The organism is Streptomyces sp. NPDC014623, assembly GCF_043088245.1.
Lineage (GTDB): Bacteria > Actinomycetota > Actinomycetes > Streptomycetales > Streptomycetaceae > Streptomyces.
This window is the reverse complement of the sequence record NZ_JBIBZU010000003.1, coordinates 432,864-446,550: the sequence shown is the minus strand read 5'-3', so window position 1 is coordinate 446,550 and position 13,687 is coordinate 432,864. Positions and strand designations below refer to the sequence as shown.

General features: G+C 70.4%; 13 protein-coding genes. 4 read left to right on the top strand and 9 right to left on the bottom strand.

Going from position 1 to position 13,687, the window contains the following annotated elements; all coding sequences use genetic code 11:
• Nucleotides 1-5: 5 nt before the first annotated feature.
• The 7 genes from ACF1FZ_RS08350 to ACF1FZ_RS08320 all read right to left on the bottom strand — a co-directional run bounded on the left by ACF1FZ_RS08350 (nt 6) and on the right by ACF1FZ_RS08320 (nt 7,710).
• Nucleotides 6-923, bottom strand: coding sequence for a carbohydrate ABC transporter permease (locus ACF1FZ_RS08350; RefSeq protein ID WP_391772568.1), 918 nt, complete (start codon nt 921-923; stop codon nt 6-8).
• Nucleotides 920-1,858: a carbohydrate ABC transporter permease gene (locus tag ACF1FZ_RS08345; protein WP_391772567.1), complete on the bottom strand. Its 939-nt coding sequence runs from the start codon at nt 1,856-1,858 to the stop codon at nt 920-922. The genes ACF1FZ_RS08350 and ACF1FZ_RS08345 overlap by 4 nt, the downstream gene beginning before the upstream one ends.
• 122 nt (nt 1,859-1,980) lie before the next feature.
• Complete coding sequence (gene araD / locus ACF1FZ_RS08340; RefSeq protein WP_391772566.1) at nt 1,981-3,726, bottom strand: L-arabinonate dehydratase; 1,746 nt, start codon at nt 3,724-3,726, stop codon at nt 1,981-1,983.
• On the bottom strand, nt 3,723-4,625 hold the full coding sequence (locus tag ACF1FZ_RS08335) for a dihydrodipicolinate synthase family protein (RefSeq protein ID WP_391772616.1): 903 nt from the start codon (nt 4,623-4,625) through the stop codon (nt 3,723-3,725). The genes araD and ACF1FZ_RS08335 overlap by 4 nt, the downstream gene beginning before the upstream one ends.
• A gap of 47 nt (nt 4,626-4,672) precedes the next feature.
• A complete protein-coding gene (locus ACF1FZ_RS08330) occupies nt 4,673-5,329 on the bottom strand; it encodes a GntR family transcriptional regulator (RefSeq protein ID WP_391772565.1) in 657 nt (218 codons plus the stop codon).
• 240 nt (nt 5,330-5,569) lie between these two features.
• A complete protein-coding gene (locus ACF1FZ_RS08325) occupies nt 5,570-6,754 on the bottom strand; it encodes a hypothetical protein (protein WP_391772564.1) in 1,185 nt (394 codons plus the stop codon).
• Nucleotides 6,751-7,710: a 5-dehydro-4-deoxyglucarate dehydratase gene (locus ACF1FZ_RS08320; protein WP_391772563.1), complete on the bottom strand. Its 960-nt coding sequence runs from the start codon at nt 7,708-7,710 to the stop codon at nt 6,751-6,753. The genes ACF1FZ_RS08325 and ACF1FZ_RS08320 overlap by 4 nt, the downstream gene beginning before the upstream one ends.
• A 342-nt stretch (nt 7,711-8,052) precedes the next feature.
• Here ACF1FZ_RS08320 and ACF1FZ_RS08315 point away from each other — a divergent pair, with 342 nt between their 5' ends.
• From ACF1FZ_RS08315 to ACF1FZ_RS08300, 4 genes are all read left to right on the top strand, one after another.
• Complete coding sequence (locus ACF1FZ_RS08315; protein ID WP_391772562.1) at nt 8,053-8,862, top strand: NAD-dependent epimerase/dehydratase family protein; 810 nt, start codon at nt 8,053-8,055, stop codon at nt 8,860-8,862.
• A gap of 162 nt (nt 8,863-9,024) precedes the next feature.
• Nucleotides 9,025-9,597 (top strand): dihydrofolate reductase family protein, encoded by a 573-nt coding sequence (locus ACF1FZ_RS08310; RefSeq protein ID WP_391772561.1) that lies wholly within the window; start codon nt 9,025-9,027, stop codon nt 9,595-9,597.
• A gap of 115 nt (nt 9,598-9,712) precedes the next feature.
• On the top strand, nt 9,713-9,946 hold the full coding sequence (locus ACF1FZ_RS08305; RefSeq protein WP_391772560.1) for a hypothetical protein: 234 nt from the start codon (nt 9,713-9,715) through the stop codon (nt 9,944-9,946).
• A gap of 64 nt (nt 9,947-10,010) precedes the next feature.
• A complete protein-coding gene (locus tag ACF1FZ_RS08300) occupies nt 10,011-11,213 on the top strand; it encodes a TerD family protein (RefSeq protein WP_391772559.1) in 1,203 nt (400 codons plus the stop codon).
• Nucleotides 11,214-11,325: 112 nt separating this feature from the next.
• Here ACF1FZ_RS08300 and ACF1FZ_RS08295 read toward each other — a convergent pair whose 3' ends face one another.
• Both ACF1FZ_RS08295 and ACF1FZ_RS08290 read right to left on the bottom strand, forming a co-directional pair.
• The gene (locus ACF1FZ_RS08295; protein ID WP_014156926.1) at nt 11,326-11,556 is read right to left on the bottom strand and encodes a hypothetical protein; all 231 of its coding nucleotides are present in this window, start codon (nt 11,554-11,556) and stop codon (nt 11,326-11,328) included.
• Nucleotides 11,557-11,816: 260 nt separating this feature from the next.
• Nucleotides 11,817-13,277, bottom strand: coding sequence for an alkaline phosphatase PhoX (locus ACF1FZ_RS08290; protein WP_391772558.1), 1,461 nt, complete (start codon nt 13,275-13,277; stop codon nt 11,817-11,819).
• Between the last annotated feature and the right edge of the window lie 410 nt (nt 13,278-13,687).

The following is a 13,687-nucleotide window of genomic DNA, read 5'->3' as shown; positions in this document are numbered from 1 at the left end:
GTACGTCATCCCTTCACGGCGCCGGCGCTGAAGCCGGTGATGAGCCACTTCTGGATGAAGGCGAAGACGATCACCACGGGGACGGCGGCGATGACACCGCCCGCGGCGAGCGCCCCCAGGTCGACGCTGTCGGCGCCGATGAGGGTGTTGAGGCCGACGGGGATCGTCTGCTTGTCCTGTTCGCTGAGGAACATCAGGGCGAACAGGAAGTGGTTCCAGCTGTGGACGAAGGCGAACGAGCCGACCGCGATGAGTCCGGGGCGGAGCAGCGGCAGGACGACGGTGCGGAAGGCCTTGAAGCGCGAGCAGCCGTCCACCCAGGCGGCCTCTTCGAGGGAGATCGGGACGTTCTTGATGAAGCCGCTGATCAGGGTGATCGACAGGGGCAGCTGGAAGACGGTCTCCGCGATGACGACGCTCCCGAGGGAGTTGATCATCTGGAGGTTCTTGAAGATCTCGAAGAGCGGCACGAGCATCAGCGCGCCCGGGATGAACTGCGAGCAGAGCAGCGCCAGCATGAAGGCGCCCTTGATCTTGAAGTCGAACCGGGCCAGGGCGTAACCGCCGGCCAGCGCGACGAGGGTCGTGGCGATCAGCGTCGCGACGCCGACGAGCATGCTGTTCTGGAAGAAGACGGCGAAGCTGCGCTCGTTCCAGACCTTGGAGAAGTGGTCCCCCGTCATCGGCCAGGGCACCAGCGAGGTGGAGCCGGCGGGCCGTACGGCGAAGAGGAGCATCCAGTAGAACGGGATGAGCGTGAAGAGCAGGTAGACGCCGAGCGGCACGTAGATCTGCCAGCGCGGTACGTCGTCGAAGGCACGCTCGCGCTTGGTGCGGCGGTGCGAGGAGGGCGGCGGGGCGGCGTTGCCCCGGGACGGTCCCGGCGTGCGGGCGTCGTTCTTCTCCACGAGTGCGGCAGTCACTTGTTGTCGCCTCCGAACTTGCTCAGGCGCAGATAGACGATCGAGCAGAAGAGGAGGATCACGAAGGCGACGGTGGTGAGCGCGGAGGCGTATCCGAAGTCGTGGCCCTCGATGCCTGTGCTGGCGACGTAGAGCGGGAGTGTGGTGGTCTCGCCCGCCGGTCCGCCACCGGTGAGGGTGTAGAGCAGGTCGACGTTGTTGAACTCCCACACCCCGCGCAGCAGGGTGGCCAGGATGATCGCGTCGCGCAGGTGCGGGAGGGTGATGTGGAAGAACTGCCGCATCCGGCCCGCGCCGTCCACCGACGCCGCCTCGTACAGCTCCTTGGAGACGGACTGCAGGTCGGCGAGGATGAGGATGGCGAAGAAGGGGACCCCGCGCCAGAGTTCGGCGACGGTCGCCGCCCAGAAGACGGTGCCGGTGTCGGAGAGGACCGAGGTGCCGTACTCACCGATCCCGGCGTCCGCGAGGTAGCGGCTGAAACCGGTCGAGGAGTTGTAGAGCAGGATCCAGATGGTGCTGGTCAGCACACCGGAGACGGCCCAGGGCGAGAAGACCATGGCGCGGGACATGCCGCGGCCGATGAAGGTCTGGTTGACGATCAGCGCGAGTGCGAGACCGAGTGCGAGCTGGAGGGTCACCTGGACGATGACCCACTGGGCGCTGAAGCCGAGCGAGGGCCAGAACTGCTCGTCCTCGGTGAAGATGCGGGTGAAGTTGTCGAAGCCCGCGAAGCCGTTCCGCCACGGCTTGGTGACGTTGTAGTTCTGCAGGCTGTAGTAGAAGACGCTGATCACCGGATAGGCGATGAAGCCCAGCATCAGCAGGCCCGCCGGCGCGATCAGCAGATACGGCAGGCGGCGGGGGGTCGCCGAGCGGCGCTTGGGCGCCTTGCCCTTGGGGGGCGGTGTGGCCACGGCTGCGGAATGGGCCATGACGCGTCTCCGATCTCTGGACAGTGCTGGATGTGCCGTACTTTCAGTGGGTGGTGCAAGCGCTTACCGCATGCTGTTCGGTATACCGGCCAAGGCGGTGCGCGGAATTCCGTTCGCCCGTTTCAGCCCGCGTACGGGGCGGGCACTTCTCCCTGCCGGGCCAGGAACGCGAAGTCGCATCCCGTGTCGGCCTGGGTGATCTGGTCCTGGTAGAGCGCCCCGTAACCGCGTCCGTAGCGGGCGGGCGGCTCGGTCCACCGGGACCTGCGGAGCTCCAGCTCCTCGTCGGACACGTCGAGGTGGAGAAGCCGGGCCTCGACGTCCAGCGTGATCAGGTCACCGGTGCGGACGAGGGCGAGCGGTCCGCCGACGAAGGACTCGGGTGCGATGTGCAGGACGCAGGCCCCGTAACTGGTGCCGCTCATCCGGGCGTCGGAGAGGCGCACCATGTCCCGTACGCCCTGTTTCAGCAGGTAGTCCGGGATGGGCAGCATGCCGTACTCGGGCATGCCGGGGCCGCCCTTGGGGCCGGCGTTGCGGAGCACCAGCACATGGTCCGGGGTGAGGGCCAGGGCCGGGTCGTTGATGGTGCGCTGCATCTCCTTGTAGTCGTCGAAGACGACCGCGGGTCCGGTGTGACGCAGCAGGTGCGGCTCGGCGGCGATGTGCTTGATGACCGCGCCGTCCGGGCAGAGGTTGCCGCGCAGGACCGCCACACCGCCCTCCTCGGCGAGCGGGTTGTCGCGCTCCCGGATGACGTCGGCGTGGTGGACGAGCGCCCCGTCGAGCTGTTCGCGCATCGTGCCGTGTGCGACGGTGGGCCGGTCCAGGTGGAGCACGTCGGTGAGCCGGGCGAGGAACCCGGGCAGCCCTCCGGCGAAGTGGAAGTCCTCCATCAGGTACTTCCCGCCGGGGCGGAGGTTGGCGAGGACGGGCACGGTGCGCGCGATGCGGTCGAAGTCGTCCAAGGTGAGCTTCACCCCGGAACGGCCCGCCATCGCGATCAGGTGGATGACGGCGTTGGTGGAGCCGCCGAGCGCGAGGACGGTGGCGACCGCGTCCTCGTAGGCGTCGGCCGTGAGGATCTGCGACAGCTTCAGCTGCTGCCACACCAGTTCGACGATCCGGATTCCGGACTGTGCCGCCATCCGGTCGTGACCGGAGTCCACGGCCGGTATGGACGAGGCACCCGGCACCGTGACGCCCAGCGCCTCGGCGGCGGCCGTCAGGGTCGAGGCGGTGCCCATCGTCATGCAGTGGCCCGGCGAACGGGCGAGCCCGTTCTCCAGCTCGGCCATCTCGCAGTCGCCGATCAGGCCGGCCCGCTTGTCGTCCCAGTACTTCCACATGTCCGTGCCGGAGCCCAGGACCTCGTTGCGCCAGTGGCCCGGCAGCATGGGCCCGGCGGGCACGAAGACCGTGGGCAGGTCGACCGACGCAGCGCCCATCAGCAGCGCGGGCGTCGACTTGTCGCAGCCGCCCAGCAGCACGGTGCCGTCGACGGGGTAGGAACGCAGCAGCTCCTCCGTCTCCATCGCCAGCATGTTGCGGTAGAGCATCGGGGTGGGCTTCTGGAAGGTCTCCGAGAGCGTGGAGACCGGGAACTCGAGCGGGAAGCCGCCCGCCTGCCAGACACCCCGCTTGACCGCCTGCGCGCGTTCGCGCAGATGGACGTGGCAGGGGTTGATGTCGGACCAGGTGTTGAGGATCGCGATGACCGGCTTGCCCAGGTGCTCCTCGGGGAGGTAACCGAGCTGCCGGGTGCGCGCACGGTGGCTGAACGAGCGCAGCCCGTCCGTGCCCCACCACTGGTGGCTGCGCAGTTCCTCGGGAGCGATACGGTTCCCCGTCGTGCCGGTGCCGCTCATACGGACCACCCGGCGACCAGGTCGGCGACCTCGGCGCGCTGCTCCTCGGGCAGGGCCCGGCTCGGCGCGCGTACGTCGCGGCGGCAGAGACCGAGCGAGGCCAGGGCCTCCTTGACGACCGTCACGTTGTTGGCGGACTGCCGGTCGGCGCGCAGGTCCTCGAAGCGGCGGATCTGCTCCCAGACCTTCATCGCCGCGAGGTAGTCGCCCGCCCGCAGCGCCTCCAGCATGGCGAGGGAGACCTTGGGGGCGACGTTGACGAGTCCGGAGGTGAAACCGGTGGCACCGGTCGCGAAGTAGGAGGGGGCGTACAGCTCGGCGAGCCCGGCGACCCACACGAACCGCTCCAGGCCGGCGTCCCGGGCGAACGCGCCGAAGCGGGCGGCGTCCGGGACGGCGTACTTCACGCCGATGACGTTGGGGCAGCTGTCGGCGAGTTCGGCGAGGCGCTCCCCGGCGAGCAGCGGGTTGCGGACGTACGGGACGACCCCGAGCCCGGGCACGGCCTCGGCGATGGCCCGGTGGTAGTCGATCCAGCCGTCCTGCGAGACGTAGGGGTGCACCGGCTGGTGCACCATCACCATCTCGGCCCCCGCGTCCCTGGCGTGCTCGGCGGCGGCCACGGCGGTCGGCACGTCGTGGCCGACACCCACCAGGACGGTGGCCCGGCCGCCCGTCTCCTCGAGGGTCAGCTCGGTGACCGCGCGCCGCTCGTCGGGGGTGAGCGCGTAGAACTCACCGGTGTTGCCGTTCGGGGTGACGATGCGGACACCGCCGTCGAACAGCCGGCGCAGCAGGGCGCGGTGCGCCGGGATGTCGATGCTCCCGTCCTCGGTGAACGGGGTCACCGGGATCGCCACAACGTCTGCGAGGGCCGCCTTCAGCGGGGAGAAGTCCATGCGGACTGGCCTTTCGTCGAGGTGCTGGTGCGTCGTGTCCAGCTGGTTCACGCCGTGTCACCGCCGTCTTCGTCGTCGGGGAAGGCACGGCGTACGAACGATGCGATGTGGTCGTGCAGAGCTCCTGCGGCGGCTTCCGCGTCGTCCGCGAGGGCGAGCCGCAGGATCTCGCGGTGCTCGGCCGCCTCGCGTTCCCAGGACGGGATCGCCGACCAGGCCACGGTCGACACGAGTGCGGCCTGGTCGCGGACCTCGTCGAGCATCCGGGCGAGCAGCGGGTTGCCGCAGGGCAGGTAGAGGGCACGGTGGAAGTCCCGGTTGGCGAGTGACCTGTCCGCCTTGTCGATCGCCGAGTCGGACCGCTCCAGGGCCTCCTGGGCCGCTTCCAGCGAGGCCTTGCGGGTGATGGAGCGGCGCAGGGCCTCCGGCTCCAGGAGCAGGCGCACGTCGTACACCTCCCGGGCCATGGTCGCGTCGACGAGCCGCACGGTCGCGCCCTTGTACTGGCTCATGACGACGAGGCCGGTGCCGGCGAGTGTCTTCAGCGCCTCACGCACGGGAGTCTTCGACACCCCGAACTGTGCGGCGAGCTCGGTCTCCACGAGCGCCTGGCCCGGGGTCAGCTGCGCGGTGAGGATGGCGTGCTTGATCGCCTCCAGCACGTACTGGGTCCGGGACGGAATCGAGGCAGGCGCAAAGGTCATGGGTGAAGAGCTCTCGCATCTCGCGTATCGCGTCTCATATATGACGTACGAAGTACGACGCGATGAAGCTAGAGCGAGGGGGATGTTTCGTCAACGCTTCTGACAGAAGAAGTCCGGCGAACCCGGAATCGGGGCACCACGGAACGCGCCCGGCCGCCCCCGGCGCGAGGGGGGCGGAAACGTCGCAGGCCCCCGGCGGTACACCGGGGACCTGCGACGACGGGGAAGCGCGCTCGGGGATCAGCCGCCGCGGACCGCCGAGAGGGCCTTCGTGACGGCGCTCAGGTCCGGTCCGGAGGCCAGGCCCGCGTGATAGAGGCGCAGTTCGTTCGCGCCGAGCGAGGCCGCGTGCGCGGCGTCCCGTTCCAGCGTGCCGGGGCTGCCGCCCATCCCGCTCACCACGTTGAAGTTGGCGGCCAGCACCCCTGACAGCCCCGCGAACGGGCCCAGCACGGCCTCGCGCGCCGCGTCGCCGCCCGTGCACGGCAGCACCGCACCGTCCGCCGTGGACAGGATGTGGGCGGGGTCCGTCCCCACGTTGGCGCCGGTGCGGTAGGGGGCGGGGTCGGCGTGCAGCAGGACCTGGAAGTCCGGCGCCGGCGCCGCGGCCCGTACGGCGGCGACGGCTGCCTCCTGCAGACCCCTGGCGGCCTGGCCGCGCCATCGCAGGGTGGCCTCGGCAAGGCCGGCGCCGAGCAGCTTCTCCACACCGGCCCAGCCCTGCTCGCCGGATCCGGATCCGGCCCAGACCGGTTCCAGGGCGCGGCGTACGGCGGCGCGCAGCTCCTCCGCGTCCAGCCCCACGGAGCCGTAGCCCGCCCGGCAGCCGGGGCAGAAGCAAAGGGACATCAGATATTGCGCCGCGTCCCCCAGGGCGACCCCGGAGGTCTTGTCGTGCGCGTGCAGATGGGCGAAGCCGTACCAGCCGCACGACTCCAGCTCGGTGCCCGCCGCCCCCGGACGCGCGGCCGCCTCCGCCGCCAGGTCCACCAGATACGCGTGGACGGCGGGCTGCGCGATGCACGGGGCCCAGGGGTAGCGGTCGCCGTAGGCGTTGACCACGGAGGTCTCCGGATGCTCCGCGCCCAGGCGGGAGTTGTGGGCGAGAACCACCCAGGAGTGCACCTGGAGCCCGGCGTCCGCCAGGGCCTCGGCCGCCGCGGCGTACGGGTCCTGTCCCGCCACCCAGGACTGCGCGTAGGGGCGCAGTCCGCGTCCCTTCCAGCGCGTGGCGTCCGGCGGGTAGAGCACCGCCGCGTGTTCGGCGGTGACGATCCGGCGGCCGGGGTGGCGCGGGGTGAGGGCCCGGGTGGAGTGGTAGGCGGAGGCGAGCGTCACCTGCTGGACGCCGAGACCGGCGAGCCGGGAGGCCGCGTCCGGGTCCCCCACGACGTCCCAGGGGTACAGGAAGACGGAGGTCTTCACTTCGCCTCCCCCGCGTGGTGCTTCTCCAGCAGTGCCCGGCCGTTCGCGATGATCGAGGTCAGCTCCTCGATGTGCTCGGCCGGGGGCTCGGTGAGCGGGGTGCGCACCGGGCCCACGTCCAGGCCCTCCAGCCGGACGGCCGCCTTCACGAGCGAGACCGCGTAGCCGCGGCCCTTGGCCCGCAGTTCGACGAGCGGCCGGTAGAAGCCGTCGAGCAGCGCGTTCACCAGGCCGTCGTCGCCCGACTCCAGCGCCCGGTAGAAGGCGAGGGCGATGTCGGGGGCGAAGGCGAAGACGGCGGAGGAGTAGAGCGTGACGCCGATACCCCGGTAGGCGGGCCCGGTCAGTTCGGCGGTGGGGAGCCCGTTGAAGTACAGGAAGTCCCCGCCGGGCAGGCCGGTGCGCACGGCGCTGACGATGCGCTGCATCAGGTCGAGGTCGCCGTAGCCGTCCTTGAGACCGATGATCCCGGGGGTCCGGGCCAGGGCGACGACGGTCTCCGGGGTGAAGACCGCGTTGTCCCGCTGGTAGACGACCGTCTCCAGGGAGGTGGCGGCGGCGAGGGCGGTGTAGTGGGCCAGCAGCCCCTCCTGGCCGGCGACGACGAGGTAGGGCGGCATGGCGAGGAGCCCGTCCGCTCCCGCCTCCTCGGCGAGCTTCGCGTACCGGACCGCGAGCGCCGTGCCGTAGCCGGCGCCCGCGACGACGGGCACCTGTCCCGCGGTCTCCTCGACGGCCGCCCGCACGACGAGCCGGAACTCCTCCGGGGCCAGCGCATGGAACTCACCGGTGCCGCAGCAGGCGAAGACGGCTGCCGCACCGGCGTCGACACCCTTGCGCACGTGTGCGCGGAAGACGTCGAGGTCGACGGCGCCGTCCGGCCCGTAGGCGGTGACGGGGAAGAAGAGCGGCCCGGCGACATCGGTGAGTCGGGCGGCAAGGGGGGCTGAGGTCACGGGCGCTCCCTGAGCAGATCCAGGCGTGCACAATTATGATCGGTGTCCATATTCATGAACACTGCCACGCTAAGGCAGCCGCGCGGTGCCGGTCAAGGCTCGATCCTCCGAACCCGAGCCGAACCGGTCGCCCCCGGGCGACACTTGACGTGGTCCGCCACAAGTTCTTAGCGTGTCCACGCATGTGAATGCCGTCCATGATTTTGAGGCATTGGGCGGTTGCGTGACTTCTACGCGCCCCGCGTACCTTGCTGTCCGTACGTCCGGTCCCACGCAGCACAGCACCGCACCCGTCCGCGCACACCGCGCCCGGCCCCGCGCCCGCACCGAGGAGATCCCCGCATGCCAGCTCCCCGCACCGTCCTCCTCACCGGCGCCGCCGGTGGCCTCGGCACCCTGATGCGGGGCCTCCTTCCCGCGTACGGCTACGACCTCCGGCTCTTCGACGTCACCCCCATCGAAGGCGAACCCGACGCGATCACCGCCGACCTCGGCGACAGGACCGCGCTGCGGGAAGCCGTGCGGGGTGCCGACGCGGTCGTCCATCTGGCCGGCATCTCCCTGGAGTCCTCCTTCGACAAGATCCTGCGCTCGAACATCGAGGGCACGTACAACCTCTACGAGGCGGCGCGCGAGGAGGGCGTGGAGCGCATCGTGTTCGCCTCCTCCAACCACGCCATCGGCTACACCCCGCGTCCGCTCGACGGGGACCCGCTGATCCCGGTCGGCACCCCCCGCCGCCCCGACACCTTCTACGGCCTGTCGAAGTCCTTCGGCGAGGACCTCGCCCAGTTCTACTGGGACAAGCACGGCGTGGAGACCGTCTCCGTGCGCATCGGCTCCTGTTTCATGGAGCCGACGTCGGTGCGGATGCTGTCCGTCTGGATGAGCCCCGGCGACGGAGCGCGCCTCTTCCACGCGGCCCTCACCGCCGAGGGCGTCGGACACACGGTGGTCTACGGCTCCTCCGACAACACCCGTCTGTGGTGGGACCTGACCACGGCCCGCTCCCTCGGCTACGACCCGCAGGACGACTCCGAGCAGTACGCGGAGAAACTCGTCGCCGAGCACGGCGAGCTGGACCCGGCGAACCCCGACCACGCCCACATCGGCGGTCACTTCGTCACGAACCCGCCGATCTGGCCCTACTGAGCCCGGGCCCCGGCCGGAGCAGCGGGGCGGGTGGCGGCCGACGAGTTCCTCCCGGGTTCCCGGTCATGGATCACGACTGGTGCGGCGCGACCGCGAAAGCGGCCGTAGCATCATGCACCGGTCGGCTCCGCGGGACCTGGACACGGACACGAGGAAACTCCGATGCGCACTCTGATCAGCACCGCCTTCATCTCGCTCGACGGCGTCGTGGAGGCCCCGGGCGGTGAACCCGGCTACCGGAACTCCGGGTGGACCTTCAAGGAGGTCGAGTTCCTCCCCGAGGCGTTCGAGATCAAGGAACGGGAACAGCAGGAGGCCACCGCGATACTGATGGGCCGCATCAGCTACGAGGCGTTCAGCCGGGTGTGGCCCGGTATGGAGGACTTCGCCGGTTACGGACTCATGCCGAAGTACGTCGTCTCCACCACGCTTCACGACGACGACCTCGTGCCGGGCTGGGGCCGGACCACCATCCTGCGCTCGCTCGACGACGTCGCCGCGCTGAAGGAGACCGAGGGCGGCCCGGTCATCGTCCACGGCAGCGCCACCCTCAACCAGGACCTCTCGGACGCCGGCCTCATCGACCGCTACCACCTGCTCGTCTTCCCCCTCCTCCTCGGGGCGGGCAAGCGGCTCTTCAGCACCACGGACAAGGACGCCCAGAAGCTGGAACTCGTCGAGCACGAGGTCTACGCCAACGGGCTCCAGAAGAACGTCTTCGACGTGGTCCGCTGACGAGGCTCCCGTCCCGCGGCCGGGGGGCCGACGGCCGGCCGCGGAAGGCGGGGCCCGGCGCGGGCCGCCCGGATATCCGCGCGACACGATGCCGCGGGGCGTGCACTGTACGACCATGCCGAAACCTTCCGGATTCCAGTACGAGCGACACGATGACGCGAGCGTCACCGTCACCCACCACGGCCGCCCCGCGGGGACCCTGCGCGGCGGCCGGGCCGACAGGTTCCTGGCCGAAGTGACGTCCGGCGACGCCCAGCTCGTCATGGCGCGCTGGACGGGTGCGTACAGACACGGCAACGAGCGCACCGCCCGCGAGCACCCCCGCAACCGGGCCCGGGGCGGCCGCTGAGCCGTACGGAGCAAGTCCGCAAAGGTAAGGGAACGGCAAAGCCGGGTCGTTCGTTACCCCGTGCATGACCGCAATGACCCCCGGCTCGAACATCCCCCTCTCCGCCGCCCGTGTGGCGGTGGACGTCGCCGCCCCCGTGCGGCTCGACGTCTCGGGCCTGCTGCTCACCTCCGACGGCAAGGTGCGCTCCGACGACGACTTCATCTTCTACAACCAGCCCTCGGGCCCCGGGGTGAGCTATCGCCCGGGCGGCGGGTCCGCTCCCGACGCGATCGTGGTGGACACCACGGCGGTCCCCCCGGGCATCGAGAAGATCGTGGTCACAGCGAGCCCCGATGCCGCGGGCCAGACCTTCCAGGGCATCGAGCCCACCGCCACCGTGCGCAACGCGGACGACGGCAGCGCACTCGCCACCTTCACCCCGCCGCAGCTGGGCAGTGAGACGGCGCTGGTGGTCATCGAGATCTACCTGCGCAACGGCGCCTGGAAGGCCCGTGCGGTCGGCCAGGGCTACGCGAACGGGCTGGCCGGCATCGCCACGGACTTCGGCGTGTCGGTCGAGGAGCCCGCCGCGGCCGCGCCCCCGGCCCCTGCCGCCGCACCCGCCGCTCCGCCGTCGGCCGCGCCCGTGGACCCCCGGACCGCCCCGCCGGCACCCCCGGCGCCGCCCGCGCCCCCCGCCCCCTCCGGCAAGATCAACCTCGACAAGGGACGGGTCAGCCTCCAGAAGAACCAGACGGTGTCCCTGGTCAAGGGCGGCAGGCCGCTGCTCTCCCAGGTCAAGATGGGCCTCGGCTGGGAGCCCGCGTTCCGCGGCAAGGACATCGACCTCGACGCCTCGGTGATCGCCTTCGGTCCCAACCGCAATCACCTGGACAGCTGCTACTTCGGCAAGCTCTCCATCCTGAACGGCGCGATCAAGCACTCCGGTGACAACCTCACGGGCGAGGGCGCGGGGGACGACGAGGTGATCGTCGTGGACCTCGGCCGGATCCCCGCCGACGCGACCGGTCTGGTCTTCACGGTCAACTCCTTCACCGGGCAGAAGTTCACCGAGGTCGCCAAGGCCTACTGCCGGCTGATCGACGCGGCGACCGGGGAGGAGCTGGTCCGCTTCGACCTGACCGGCGCGGAACCGCAGACCGGCGTGATGATGGCCAAGCTGATCAAGCAGTTCTCCGGCGAATGGGAAATGACCGCAATGGGCGAGTTCGTGAAGTCACGGACCGTCCGAGGCATGGTCAAGCCCGCCTCGAAGGCCCTGTAGCGCTGCTCGCGGGTGCCCCGGAACGGCTTCCGGGGCACCCGACGGGTTTCCCCTCAGGTGCCCCGGATCCGGAGGACCTCCGGTGGGACGCTGTGCGCGCTCGTCCGCCTTCTCAGAGCTTGGTCAGCTTGGAGTACGGGCTCAGGATCCTCCCCTGTCGCCCCGAGAAGTCGATGAGCACTGCGTCGTTGTCGCCCTCGACAGCGAGGACTCGGCCGAGTCCGAACTGGTCGTGCGACACCCTGTCGCCCACATCGAAGCATTCGACCGGTGGGGCCGCCTGGGCCGGGCGGTTGAAGGGACTGGAAGGCAGGTGACGCCGGGATCCGGCTGACTGTTTCATTACGGTCGAGTATGCGCCCTGTAAGCGCCCGACGCCATGCCCGACCGCTCCGGAGGGGCAGTAGTGCCGCATTCGTAATCAGCGGCTCCCGGGCCGTTCCGTGCTCCTGCCCGCTTCCGGCAAGGGCCCCGGGCAGAGCGCCACGCCGGAAAGACCCCCGAAGGTGTGGCCGTTCTCGCTTCCGGACAGCGTGCGGCGTTCCCCCGGTACCCGGCGAGGTTCCGGGGGAACGCCGCGCCCGCGTGCCGTACGCGCGGATGTCAGCGCTTGTCCGGCTGGCGCTTCCACGGCCCGGTGATGGCGAGCAGGATGCCGGGGTTCTGGATGCTGGCGAACAGCGTCCTGCCGTCCGGAGAGAAGGTGACCCCGGCGATCTCGCTGTAGGAGGGGTCGTCCTCCGTGCCGGCGTTGAGGTCGTTCCGTGCGATCGGGTAGGTGCGGCCGCTGTCGGTGGCCCCGAAGAGGTGCTGGATCCCGTTGCCGTCCTCGGAGATGACGATGCCGCCGTACGGGGACACGGTGATGTTGTCCGGTCCGTCGAAGGCGCCGTCCACGGACGGGTCCGGATTGACGCCGAGAAGGACCTTGAGGGTGATCGTGCGGCGCTTGGGGTCGTAGAACCAGACCTGGCCGTCGTGCGCCACGGGGCTCTCGCTCCGGGCGAACGAGGAGACGAAGTAGGCGCCGCCGTCGCCCCACCACATGCCCTCGAGCTTGCGGCCGCGGGTGACCTCGCCGTCGGTGAACTGCTTGCGCACCGAGACCGTCTTCGCGTCACGGTCGGGTACGTCGGCCCAGTCCACACCGTAGACGGTGCCGACCTCCGCAGCACGGGACAGGTCGTCGACGAACCTGCCCCTCCTGTCGAAGCACTTGGCCGCCTGGAGGACACCGGCGTCGTCGGCGAGGGTGCGCAGCTTGCCGCGGCCGTGCTTGAAGCCGTGCGGCGGGACCCAGCGGTAGAGCAGGCCGTTGGGGCCGGACGCGTCCTCGGTCAGGTAGGCGTGGCCCCGCTTCGGGTCGATGACGACGGCCTCGTGGGCGTACCGGCCGAAGGCCTTGACGGGGCGCGGGTCGCGATTGGCGCGCTTGTCGTACGGGTCGACCTCGAAGACGTAGCCGTGGTCCTTGAGAAGACCGTTCTTGCCGGCCTTGTCCTCGGTCTCCTCGCAGGTGAGCCAGGTACCCCACTCCGTGCTGCCGCCGGCGCAGTTGGTCGACGTACCCGCGATGCCGACCCACTCGGCGGTACGGCCGTCACGGCGGGTCTCCACGACGGTGCAGCCACCGGCCGCGACCGGGTCGTAGACGAGGCCCTCGGTGAGCGGGACGGGGTACTTCCAGCCGGCCCGGGTTCCGCTCAGCTCGTGGTTGTTGACCAGGAGGGTGACGCCGCGAGGGCCTTCGAAGGCGGCCGTGCCGTCATGGTTGGAGGGGGTGAACTCGCCGCTCTCCAGCTTGGTGACACCACTGTGCGTGACGATCCGGTACGAGAACCCGGCAGGCAGCGCGAGGATGCCCTTCGGGTCGTCGATCAAGGGGCCGTAGCCCAGTTCCTTGCCGTGTCCGTGCCCGCGGCCCCCGTCACCGTGCTCGTGACGTGCGTCGTCGGCGGCCAGCGCGCCGGGGGCGGTCGCCAGCGCCCCCACGGCGCCGGTGAGAGCGATGCCCGCGCCGGTGAGAGCGGACGATCTGGTGAATTCCCTGCGGGTGAAGGACATCGCGGACTCCTGGTGCAACATGACCGAGTGGTTGGCGTGATCACGTTCCCTCCCTCCCGCCAACTCCAGCTGAACACCACCCGGCGTGCTGGGGGCCCGTACCTCAACCCGGTCCCCGGATCAGGACAAGTCCACCCGAATCACTGACCGCAACTGGCCACATCTGACCGAAACCCGTCGGTACGCCGAGACGCCGGATACGGCGAGGCCGCCTCCACCTCGCCGGTGGAGGCGGCTGCGCCCCGGGCGGTCAGCCGCGGCCGAGGACGTCGCGGGCGGCTGCGAGGCCGAGGAGGACCTTCCCACCCGTGGAGTCGTCCGGGCCGTCGTTGCCGGTGCCGGCGCAGACGTGACCGGCACCTGCCGCGGCGGGGCCCTCCCCACCACGGCCCCGCTGGGCCCGCGCCTCA